Origin of the sequence: Duganella callida, from assembly GCF_004614165.1 — a bacterium.
In the GTDB taxonomy this organism is placed as follows: domain Bacteria; phylum Pseudomonadota; class Gammaproteobacteria; order Burkholderiales; family Burkholderiaceae_D; genus Rugamonas; species Rugamonas callida.
In genome coordinates this window covers 1-10,869 of the sequence record NZ_SPVG01000271.1, presented here as the reverse complement: position 1 = coordinate 10,869, position 10,869 = coordinate 1, and the positions used below count along the sequence as shown (strand labels likewise).

Here is a 10,869-nt window from a genome sequence, read left to right as displayed (position 1 = left end):
GCACGGATCTGGCCGAGATAGTCGCGCGCTTCCAGCTGCCGTTGCGGCCCATCGTCGGCGCGCGCCAGCCAGGCCTGCAGCGGCGCCAGCCACGCTTCCAGCAAGCGCAGATGGTCGCGGTAGGCGCGCAGATCCGGCGCCGGCGCGGCCAGCGGCGTGCGCGCGTCCAGTTCGGCATGACGTTCGGCGGTGGCCGCGCGCAAGGCGCCTAGCACATCCGACCCGACATCCAGTTCCTCATTCAATTTGTTCCCCGGCATAAAGTCATCTTTCGATTGTACATGCGCACCGTAGAGCAGGCGCGCACTTCGGGCGCGCGCTCGGGTAAAATCACGGGATAGCCACCTCCTTGCCCATGAACGACACCCAATCACAGAACTGCTCCGTATTGCTGATCGACGATGAAGCGATGGCGGAGGATTTGATCGGCTACCATCTGTCGCACCAGACCGGTATCCGCCTGCGCTACGACAGCTGCGCCGAGCAGGCCGTGGCGCTGTGCCGCGACACCGCCGCCACGGTGGTGCTGGTCGACCTGCGCATGCCGGGGCCGGACGGCTTCGACGTGATCCGCATGCTGCGCGCCGACACGGACACCGAACAGGTGCCCATCATCCTGCTTTCGTCCGAAGACGACGCCGACATCAAGGCGCGCGCCTTCGCGCTGGGCGCCAACGATTACCTGGTCAAATGGCCCGACGCGCGCGAACTGGAAGCGCGCATCCGCTACCACAGCGCCGCCTACCAGGCGCGCCGGCAGCGCGACGCCGCCTTCGTCGAACTGCGCGCGCGCGAGGAGGAATTGCGCGCCAGCCAGGCGGCGCTGCACCAGGCGCAGAAGATGGAAGCGATCGGCCAGCTGACCGGCGGCGTCGCCCACGACTTCAACAATGTGCTGCAGATCATCGGCGGCAACCTGCACCTGCTGCAGCTGACCGGCGACGTCAACGCCCAGGGCATGGCGCGCATCGAGAACGCCCTGAGCGGCGTCGAGCGCGGCGCCCGCCTGGCGGCGCACCTGCTGGCGTTCGCGCGCCGCCAACCGTTGCAGAACACGGTGGTACAACTGGCGCCGGTGCTGGCCAACATGGACGACATGCTGCGCCGCGTGCTCGGCCCGCGCGCGGTGGTGGTGACCGACCTGGCGCCGCAACTGTGGAACACCGAGGTCGACGTCAGCCAGCTCAATAACGTCATCCTCAACCTGGCCATCAACGCGCGCGACGCCATGGACGGCGACGGCACGCTGACCATCCGCGCCCGCAACATCGCGGCCGGCGGTGCCCTGCCCGACCGCCGCGCGGCCGCCACCGATTACGTGCTGATCGAAATTGCCGACACCGGCGCCGGCATGCCGGACGAGGTGCTGCAGCGCGCGTTCGAGCCGTTCTTCACCACCAAGCCCACCGGCCACGGCACCGGCCTGGGGCTGAGCATGACCTACGGCTTCGTCAAGCAGTCGGGCGGCGAGATCGCCCTGCAGAGCAAGGTCGGCGAAGGCACCTGCGTGCAGATCTACCTGCCGCGCAGCCAGGGCGTGCCGGTGGCGGAAAGCGCCGCCGCCACGCCCGCGCTGGCCGGCGGCGTCGAGACCATCCTGGTGGTGGAAGATGAGGAAGATGTGCGCCTGTCGACGGTGGACCTGCTGGCGGCGCTGGGCTACCAGGTGCTGAGCGCGGCCGACGCCGAGCAGGCCGCGCGCCTGGTCGAAGGCGGCGCCCGCATCGACCTGCTGTTCACCGACGTGATCATGCCGGGCCGCGTGACCAGCCTGGAACTGAGCGAGATCGTGCAGCGCCTGCAGCCGCAGGCGCGGATCCTGTTCACCTCGGGCTACGCGGAAGGCGTGCTGGCGCACGACGGCAAGCTGCCGCCCGGGGTGCATCTGCTGCAGAAGCCCTACACCGCCGAGACCTTGAGCGCACGCATCCGCCACCTGCTGCGCAAGCGCGCCGTCACTGCGGCTTGATGTAGCGGTGCGAGCCTGGCGGCGGCTCGTTCAGCACCGCCCAGAAGATGCCCAGGTCGGCGATCGCGCGCACGAATTCGGTGAAGTCCACCGGCTTGACCACGTAGGCGTTCACCCCCAGCTCATAGCTGCGCACCAGGTCCTGTTCCTCCTTGGACGAGGTCAGCATCACCACCGGCATGCTTTTCAGCGTGGCCGAGGCGCGGATTTCGGCCAGCACTTCCAGGCCGTCGACCTTGGGCAGCTTCAGGTCCAGCAGCACCACCGCCGGATTGCCCTGCTCGCGTTTCGCATAGGCGCCGCGCGCGTGCAGATAATCGAGCGCCTCGGCGCCGTCGCGCACGATGATGACTTCATTGGCCAGCTGGCTGCGCTCCAGCGCGATCAGCGTCAGTTCCAGGTCGTGGGGATTATCTTCGACCAGCAGGATGGGTTTTAACATAGGTGGTTCTCAATCGGGTTTGGGCAGGGCGAACGAAAAAGTCGCGCCTTCGCCCGGCACGGAGTTGGCCCAGACCCGGCCGCCATGGCGCTCGACGATGCGGCGCACATTGGCCAGGCCGATGCCGGTGCCCTTGAAATCTTCCATGCGGTGCAGGCGCTGAAACACGCCGAACAACTTGTGAGCATACTCCATATTGAAGCCGACGCCATTGTCGGCGATATGGAAGATGGTTTCATGCGGCAGCTGCTCGGCGCTGACGCGTATCGTCGCGGGATCGGCGTTGGCCGTGAATTTGACCGCGTTCGACAGCAGATTATACAACGCCAGCTGCAGGAAGGCGGGATCGCCGGTGACTTCCGGCAGCGGCGCCACGTGCCAGTCGATGCGGTGCGGCGGCAGTTCCGGCGCCAGCTTGTCGATCACGCCCTGCACCAGGTCGGCCATGCTGAAACGGATCGGCCGCAGCGCCGCGCGGCCCATCTGCGAAAAGCTCAGCAGATCGTCCACCAGCTTGCCGGCCAGCCGCGCCGACTCCTTGATGTTGACCAGGAAGCGCTGGCGCCGCTCCGGGTTGTCGCTGCCGGCCGTCTCCATCAGCAGGTCGGAAAAGCCGACGATGTGGCGCAGCGGCGCGCGCAGATCGTGCGACACCGAATACGAGAACGCCTCCAGCTCCTTGTTGGCGCGCCCCAGCTCCTCGGCCAGGTCGGCCATCTGCTCGGCGCGTTCCAGCGCGATGCCCAGCAGCGCGCTGCGGAACTCCAGCGCCAGCTCCAGTTCGCCGTCGCGCCATGGCGTGCTGGTGCCGCGTATGGTCTCGCGCCACAGCTGGAAACTGGTGCGCGGCGTCAGCTGCCCGGCCACCACTTCCTTGCCGCTCGGCCGGCCGGCCCAGTCGATGTGGTAGACGTGCTCGGGTCGGAACCACAGCAGATAGTGCTGGTGGATGCGCGAGATCGGCATCGCCAGCAGGCCGCTGGCGCAGTCGGCGTAGGCGGCGGCCGGCGGGTAGCTGGCGCCCAGGTGCGCGCTGTGGAAGATCTCGTCGTGCACCTGGGTGGCCAGCCAGCCGGTCAGCGCGCGGATCTGCTGATCGTCCGGGGTGTCGCCAAAGCTGATCAGGCGGTCGTCGATGACGATGGCGACGCCGCCGGCGCGGGCGAAATGCAGCAGCTCGGGCAGCACGCTGCGCAGGTTGTCGATGAAATCGGCGCCCTGGGTCAGGCCGCCCAGCACCCGCACCATCGAACGCCGCACCTCCAGCCGGAATTGCAGATCGTCGGCGTCGCTGCGGTTCCTGATGTGCAGCGCCAGGATCTGCCCCACCTGCTCGCACACCGTGCGCTGGTGGAAGCTGAGCAGGCGCGGCGCGGCGTGGTGGCAGGAGATCAGTCCCCACAGCCGCCCCTCGATCACCAGCGACACCGACATCGACGCCAGGGTGCCCATGTTGCGCATGTACTGCAGGTGCACCGGCGAGACGCTGCGCAGCGCCGCGAACGACAGGTCGGTGGTCTGGCCGGTCAGCGGATTGTCCGGCGGCTGCAGGCTGGCCGGCGCGTAAGTGGCGTCCTGGATCATGCGCACGCGGTTCAGCACATACAGCTCACGCGCCTGGCGCGGAATATCGCTGGCCGGGAAGCGCTGGCCCAGATAACTGTCGTAGCCGTCCTGCAGGCATTCGGCCAGCACATTGCCGTGACCCTCCTCGTCGAAGCTGTAGACCAGCACGCGGCCGAAACCGGTCAGCGTGCCGATTTCGGCCGCGGCCAGCTCGCACAAGTCGGCGATGGTGTCGGCCTCGCTGATCTTGTTGAGGAAATCGCCGAGCAGCGGATACAGGTGCTGCAGATCGGCGCGGTAATCGCCGCGCGCCGGCTCGAATTCCAGCATCAGCAGCTGGCCGCAGCGGTGCGCCAGCGCATCGTAGGCGCTGTCCCCGACCGTGACGGTGGCCAGATAGGCCGGCCGCTCGCGCAACTGGGCGTCGTCCAGGTGCGGCGCCAGGGCAGCGGCGGCGGCGCCGATCACCGCCGCCAGTGGCTGGCCCAGCGCGTCGGCCGCTGCGGCGCCGGTGTGCCGGGCCAGGTTATCGCTGACCTGCACCACCGTGCGCGCGGCATCCAGCGCCAGCAAAAAACCGTGCGGCTGGATTGCGCCGGGCGTGCGGATCGGTTCCCGCTCGCAGCTGGCGATATCGATGTCGGTGACGGCGCTGTCCTGGGGCATGACTGGGACGCAATGAGGCAAAATTAGCAGAGCTGCATCATACCAAGTTCTGCCGCGGTGCGGCGCACTATCTCAATTGTCCTGAACAGTTTTCAGGGTGGCGAACACCGGCGAGGAGACCGGGCCCAGCTCCGGCAGCGGCAGATGGGCCAGGCGGCGCGCCTCGTCGGCCGGCAGGCCGATGCCGTGCAGCAGGGTGGCCAGCATGTCCTCGATGTGGCGGTCGCCGGCGCCCTCGGTCAGCATGGTCTCGATGCCGAAGAACACCGAGCCGAGCACCATGTCGCGCACCACCAGCGCGCTGCCCGCGCTGAAGCGGCCGCTGGCGATGCCCAGTTCGACGTCGCGCGTCAGGAAGCGGTCGAGGCGGCGGCCGCGCACCGCGTGGGCCGGGCCGATGCGGGTCAGGAACGCGCCCCAGACCGGATAGCGCAGCGCGAAATGCACGTACAGCCGGGTGCCGATGCAAAAGCGCGCGGCCGGATCGTCATAGCGCAACACGTGCGGATCGACCATGCCCAGCACTTCCTCGTTGAGCTGCAGCGTGACGGCGGCCAGCAGCTCGTGGGCGGTCTTGAAATAGTTATAGAACGTGCCGCGGGCGACGCCGGCGGCGGCGATGAAATCGTCGACCACCGGCGCATCGGGGCCGAGGCGGGCAAACACCTCGATGGCGCTGCGGATCAGCAGGGCCCGGGTACGCTCGCGCCGCTCGACACCGGCGCGCTTCTGGTGAGGGGCAGTGGAAGCGGTCAGATTCATCCGCGCAGTATAGACCAATTTGGGGTCAGAGCCGACCTCAGAAGTCCTGGTTGGCGGGGTAGTGGCTGTAGAAGTCGTTGTCCCAGCGGAAGTGGGTGGTGGAGACGGTGATGCTGACGTCCAGCGCTTCGACGAAGTGCCACCAGCCGACCGGCAGGAACAGGATCTCGCCGGGCGCCAGCTCGCATTCCGGCACCGGCACGCCGGCCATCAAGGGGAAACGCCGCAGGTCGATGTCACGGCCGTCCACCTGCGAAAAGCAGTGGCGCTGGTTGTACATGCGCGGCGTGTCACACGGCGCCACCAGCCTGACCCGCTTGCGGCCGCGGATCTGCAGCATGAAGTTGTTGGTCAGGTCGTGGTGGAACGGGGTGATGGTGCCCGCCGGTCCGAACCAGAAGAAGCCGCCGCCGCCCGCCTGCAGATAGTCCGGCAGCGCCGGCACGTCGCGCAGCAGCCCGGCCAGCGCCGCCTGGTTGTGGCCGTCGTTATTGGCCGTCATGTAAAAGTCGTTGCTGACGCCGGCCTGGCGCACCAGCGCGACGTATTCGGCAAACGCCATGCGCCGGCGGTGGGCAACGCTGTTCAGCTCGTAGTCGGGGTCGGCGTCGCGGCCGAACTGGACTTCGATCTCGCGCGCGCCCAGCTCGGCGGCAAGGTAGTCCAAGCTCCATTTTTCCCGCGCCGGGCAATCGTCCAGCATGCCGGTGATGATCACCGGCTGGTTGCGGCGGTAATATTCGCGCAGGAAGTCGTCGCCGCTCAGGCGCGCGCGACGCGGCACGGCGGCCGGCGCCAGCCGGTTCAGCCGCGCCTGATTATCGAGCAACCAGTCGCGCTTGGCCAGGCGGTTTTGCAGCCGGTCGCGCAGCCCGGCCGCGCCCTGCAGGTAGGGACTGCGCGCGGCGGCCGCGACTTCCGCGCGCGCGGCCGCCTCGGCGATGCCCGATTGCACCATGATGCCGGCCAGACTGTCGGGCTGCGCGCCCAGCAGCAGATTTTCGGCGATCCAGCCCCGCCACGAATCGTTGACTTCGATGTCGCTTCCTTTCAGTAGACGCCCTCCGGCAGCAGCGCGCGCGCCACCCCGTCGCGGATGTCGATCACGCGCGGATGGCTTTTGCCGAAGCTCATCTTATAGCAAGCCTGACCATCTTTCCATGCCGTCGGCAACACCATCAGCAGCTGGAAGGCGCTGGGTGCGTCGTCGAGGGCGGCAAAAATCGGCGGCGTGCCGGCCAGCACCAGGGCGTTCAGCGCCTCCTCGCCGGCGATTTCCATGTGCTGACCGCGCACCGAGATGTCGTGGCTGTCGCCGCTGACCAGGTCCAGCGTGGCGGTGCCGACCACGCTGTCGTTGGCGCGGTCGATCACCAGGTTGAGGCGCAATCGCGGGCGGCCGAAGGTGGCGCTCTGGATGTCGTAAACGGCGGCAAATAACTGACTCATGACTACTCCTGCGGCGGGGCTCGAAAAGTGGAGCCCGCACTGTAGTCTTGCCGCGGAAAACTTACCTTCCGAATACCTTCAGGAAGCCAAGTTCTTGATTCCCAAGCGGTTTAGCGCTTGGGCAACACCCAGTCAGAACGGATGTAATGGCAGGTGTAACCGTTCGGAATGCGCTCCAGATAGTCCTGGTGTTCCGGTTCGGCTTCCCAGAACGGGCCGGCCGGCGCCAGTTCGGTCACCACTTTGCCCGGCCACAGGCCCGAGGCGTCGACGTCGGCGATGGTGTCTTCGGCCACCGCTTTTTGTTGCTCATCGACATAAAATATTGCCGAACGGTAGCTTGTGCCGAGGTCGTTGCCCTGGCGGTTGCGCGTGCTCGGGTCATGAATCTGGAAGAAGAATTCCAGGATCTTGCGGTAGCTGATGACGTCCGGATCGAACACGATCTCGATCGCCTCGGCGTGGCTGCCGTGATTGCGGTAGGTGGCGTTCGGCACGTCGCCGCCGGAATAGCCGACGCGCGTGCCGACCACGCCGGGCTGCTTGCGGATCAGATCCTGCATGCCCCAGAAGCAGCCGCCGGCCAGGATGGCTTTTTCAGTCCGAGTCGTCATAAGATTGTTCCTTTCATTAAGTGTCTGTGCACAATTTGGAGACACTCGCATATTTCTTCAAGTAAAAACCCGAAAAGCCACTATAATTGTCACCAGGGAAGCGCCACGGCGCCCGCCCTCCTCTCCCGCGCGCCCCCCGCACCGTCGCGCCACGATTCCTCCGGCCTGGACCCAGCCGAACGTCATGTTTCTTTCCGTTCAATATCATGGACCAGACCCCCACCACCAAACGCATTTTAATCGTTGACGACAACAACGAGGCCGCCGACATCACGGCCGAACTGCTGGAGCTGCACGGCTTTCACACCGCGGTCGCCTACGGCGGCCTGACCGGCCTCGACGTCGCGCGCACCTTCCAGCCGGACGCCATCCTGCTCGACCTCGGCATGCCGGGCATGGACGGCTACCAGGTCGCGGCCGCGCTGCGCGCCGTGCCGGACTTCGACCACGTGGCGCTGATCGCCTTCACCGCCTGGAGCGACGTCATCACCCGCCAGCGCGTGCAGGCCACCGGCTTTGACGAACACGTCATCAAGCCGGCCAACCTGGAGCGCATCCTGGCCGCCGTGCGCAGCGCGCTCGACAAGCGCCTGCACAGCATGGAAGCCAGCGCCTGAAGATGCTTTGTGATACCTTCGGAATTCAGGAGGTGTCACCATGAGAGAACGCCGCACCCGCCCCGACCGCGCCAGGGCGATCGCCGTCAACGCCGGCATCGTGATGATGGAACAGCGCGGCCGTGAGGCGGCCGCCGCCTTTTTGGCCGACAACGGCGTGCCGCTGCCCGTGATCGCGCGCGTGCTCAACGAGCCGGACAAGCGCCGCCGGGCCGATCTGCGCTGACTATTTCAGCAGCACGCGGCCATAGCCGGTGTCGGTGCGCTCGCCGCGCGCGTCGCTGTCGTGGGCAAAACGGCAGCTTTGCAGATAATCGACCGCCGCGCCGACCAGCGCGGCCGGCTGCCCCGCCGCTTCCGGCACCACCCGCACCGCCGTACCGTCCGCACTCAGCAGGAAGCGCACGAGGATGCCGTCGCGCCCGCCGGGGCGCGGGTCCGCCTCGCTGAAGCCGGCAAATGTCGCCGATGCGGCGCAGCTGCCCTGCACCAGCAGCGGCCGCGCCATGGGCGGGCCGCTGAGTTTCCACACGTATTGCAGCGGGAACACCGTGTGCTGTCTGGCCGCATCCAGGTCCGGCTGGAACCTGCAGCGCGCGATGCCGGCCACGGCCGCTTCGTCCAGGATGCGCCAGCCGCTGCTGCGCGCCACGGCCGGCCGCACGATGGCGCCATCCGCGCCGATCTCAAAACGGACCATGGTGACGCCCTCGATCTCGTAACGGCGCGCCTCCGCCGGCCACTGCGGCTGCAGGCAGCTGGCCGGCGTGAGCAATTGTTTGAACGGCGCCTGCGGCGCTCCGGACTGGGCGGCGCGGGTGCCGAGGTTGAGGACGACGCCGACGGCGGCGACAGCGGCGACGGCAAGCAGTTTCCTGTTCATGCGATGATAATATCATTGTCCAACCGGAGAGCTCCATGCACACCTACCAGCCCATCAGCTGCGACTTCCACGACCTGCTGGAGGTGCACGCCACCCGGCGCCAGCCGGCGGCCATCCAGTTCCGCGATGCCGACGGCGCGCTGCACACGCGCCACGCCGTCATCACCGACGTGTTCGCCAAAGACGGCGCCGATTACCTGACGCTGAGCAGCGGCGAAACCCTGCGGCTGGATCAGCTGGTGCGGGTCGACCAGGCCCGGCTGGCCGACTGGCGCGGCTGAAGCGCTCACGCCAGCTTGAAGAACGACGCGGTCCGCGCCAGCCCGGCCGCGTGCTCGGACATGGCACTCGCGGCCGCCGCGCTTTGCTCGACCATCGCGGCATTTTCCTGGGTGGTCGCGTCCAGGCCGGTGATCGCTTGCCGGATCTGCTCGATGCCCTGACGCTGCTCGCGCGTGGCCAGCGCGATGTCTTCCATCAGCGCCTGCAGCCGGCCGGCGCCGCCCATGATGTCGCGCATGGTGTGGCCGGCCGCCGCGGCGCTGCCGCTGCCCTCGTCGACCTGGCGCATGCAGGCCTGGATCAGATCCTTGATCTCGCGCGCGGCCGTCGCGCTGCGGCCGGCCAGCTGCCGCACTTCGGACGCGACCACGGCAAAGCCGCGGCCCTGTTCGCCGGCGCGCGCCGCCTCCACCGCCGCGTTGAGCGCCAGAATATTGGTCTGGAAGGCGATGCCGTCGATCACGCTGATGATGCCGACGATCTGCCGGGCCGCGCTCTGCATGCCGTCCATGTTGGCCAGCAGCCGGGTCATGGCGGCGTCGCCGTCGCGCGCCACCACGCCGTTGTGCTGCACGATGTCGCGCGCCGATTCGATGCTGGCAGCGTTCTGGTTGACGGTCTGGGCCACCTGCTCCATGCTGGCGGCGGTTTCCTCCAGGCTGGCGGCGGCCTGCTCGGTCCGGTGCGACAGCGCGTGCGAGGCCTCCGCCATCTCGCCGCTGGCCGACTCGATGCGCGACGAACCATGGTGCACCGAGCGCGCGATATGGCGCAGGCTGTCCTGCATGGCGCCCATGGTCAGCATCAGGCTGGCCGCTTCATCCTTGCCCCACGGCACCGGCGGCACCGTCAGGTTGCCCTGCGTGATCGCCTCCAGATGACGGCCGACTTCGCGCAGGCCGCCCATCATGACGCGGTAGAAGCACAGCATGAAATAAGCGGCCAGCAGCACGCAGGCCAGCGACACGCCCAGCTGCAGCGCCAGGCGGTGGCGCATGGCGCCGATGCGCGCCTCCAGCTCTTCGTGCAGCTGCAGCAGGGCGTCCGCCTGCAGGGTTTGCAGTTGCCGCAGCGCGTCCTGCGCGGCGCGCGACAATGCCGCGCCGGCGTCGGTGTCGGTGTCGTCGCGTGCCATGCCGATGAAACGGTCGAGCGCATTCCAGGCGCCGTCGCGGTTCAGGCGCCGGGCCAGCGCGGGTTCGGCCAGCACCGCCTCGCGGTAGGCATTGTCCATGTCGGCGCGCAGCAGTTCCAGCGCGCCCACGCCGGACGGCAGTTCGGCGCGCAGCGCCGCCGCGCGCGCCGGTTCGGCCAGCGCATCGGCGGCCTGGATCCGCGCCAGCCGCTCGTTCAGCAGGGTGCCGCGCAACAGGCTGAAATTGATCATGTGGTAGGTGTCGGCGGCGGGGTCGAGACTGAGTTCGGAGCCATCGCTGAGCTTGACCACCAGGTGCGTGGCGGCGCCCACCAGTTCGTTATAGTGGCGCAGCGCGGTGGCGGGCGGCGTGCCGGCCGGCAGCGCCAACAGCGCCTGCGCCCGTTGTTCGAAGCCGCGGTAGGCGTCGGCATCGCGGAACCGCGCGCCGAGTTCGGCGTGCAGCCGGGCCAAGTCCGCCAGC

At 68.0% G+C, this 10,869-nt stretch carries 12 protein-coding genes and 1 pseudogene; 4 read left to right on the top strand and 9 right to left on the bottom strand.

What is annotated here, in order from left to right; translation table 11 throughout:
* A pseudogene (locus E4L98_RS28685) lies at positions 1-260 on the bottom strand (heme oxygenase); the annotation flags it as partial.
* 95 nt (positions 261-355) lie between these two features.
* On the opposite strand from E4L98_RS28685, the gene E4L98_RS28680 reads away from it, so the two are divergent.
* Positions 356-1,969: a response regulator gene (locus E4L98_RS28680; protein WP_135204950.1), complete on the top strand. Its 1,614-nt coding sequence runs from the start codon at positions 356-358 to the stop codon at positions 1,967-1,969.
* Here E4L98_RS28680 and E4L98_RS28675 read toward each other — a convergent pair.
* The 6 genes from E4L98_RS28675 to msrA all read right to left on the bottom strand — a co-directional run bounded on the left by E4L98_RS28675 (position 1,956) and on the right by msrA (position 7,468).
* A complete protein-coding gene (locus E4L98_RS28675; protein WP_135204949.1) occupies positions 1,956-2,411 on the bottom strand; it encodes a response regulator in 456 nt (151 codons plus the stop codon). The genes E4L98_RS28680 and E4L98_RS28675 overlap by 14 nt on opposite strands.
* Before the next feature lie 9 nt (positions 2,412-2,420).
* Positions 2,421-4,643, bottom strand: a complete 2,223-nt coding sequence (locus E4L98_RS28670; RefSeq protein WP_135204948.1) for an ATP-binding protein — start codon at positions 4,641-4,643, stop codon at positions 2,421-2,423.
* Between the two features lie 72 nt (positions 4,644-4,715).
* On the bottom strand, positions 4,716-5,405 hold the full coding sequence (locus E4L98_RS28665) for a TetR/AcrR family transcriptional regulator (protein ID WP_135204947.1): 690 nt from the start codon (positions 5,403-5,405) through the stop codon (positions 4,716-4,718).
* 37 nt (positions 5,406-5,442) lie between these two features.
* Positions 5,443-6,363: a cupin-like domain-containing protein gene (locus tag E4L98_RS28660; protein WP_135204946.1), complete on the bottom strand. Its 921-nt coding sequence runs from the start codon at positions 6,361-6,363 to the stop codon at positions 5,443-5,445.
* Between the two features lie 92 nt (positions 6,364-6,455).
* Complete coding sequence (locus tag E4L98_RS28655) at positions 6,456-6,854, bottom strand: DUF1842 domain-containing protein (protein ID WP_135204945.1); 399 nt, start codon at positions 6,852-6,854, stop codon at positions 6,456-6,458.
* Between the two features lie 110 nt (positions 6,855-6,964).
* Positions 6,965-7,468: a peptide-methionine (S)-S-oxide reductase MsrA gene (gene msrA, locus E4L98_RS28650; RefSeq protein WP_135204944.1), complete on the bottom strand. Its 504-nt coding sequence runs from the start codon at positions 7,466-7,468 to the stop codon at positions 6,965-6,967.
* A 206-nt stretch (positions 7,469-7,674) separates the two neighbouring features.
* On the opposite strand from msrA, the gene E4L98_RS28645 reads away from it, so the two are divergent.
* Both E4L98_RS28645 and E4L98_RS28640 read left to right on the top strand, forming a co-directional pair.
* Entirely contained in the window at positions 7,675-8,085 is a 411-nt protein-coding gene (locus tag E4L98_RS28645; RefSeq protein WP_135204943.1) for a response regulator, read from the top strand.
* Positions 8,086-8,125: 40 nt separating this feature from the next.
* Positions 8,126-8,311, top strand: coding sequence for a hypothetical protein (locus tag E4L98_RS28640; protein WP_135204942.1), 186 nt, complete (start codon positions 8,126-8,128; stop codon positions 8,309-8,311).
* Here the strand turns inward: E4L98_RS28640 and E4L98_RS28635 are convergent, their stop codons facing one another.
* Complete coding sequence (locus E4L98_RS28635) at positions 8,312-8,968, bottom strand: energy transducer TonB (protein WP_135204941.1); 657 nt, start codon at positions 8,966-8,968, stop codon at positions 8,312-8,314.
* Positions 8,969-9,003: 35 nt separating this feature from the next.
* On the opposite strand from E4L98_RS28635, the gene E4L98_RS28630 reads away from it, so the two are divergent.
* On the top strand, positions 9,004-9,249 hold the full coding sequence (locus E4L98_RS28630; RefSeq protein ID WP_135204940.1) for a hypothetical protein: 246 nt from the start codon (positions 9,004-9,006) through the stop codon (positions 9,247-9,249).
* 5 nt (positions 9,250-9,254) lie between these two features.
* Here the strand turns inward: E4L98_RS28630 and E4L98_RS28625 are convergent.
* The coding region (locus E4L98_RS28625) for a methyl-accepting chemotaxis protein (RefSeq protein ID WP_135204939.1) at positions 9,255-10,869 on the bottom strand (1,615 nt) is incomplete at its 5' end.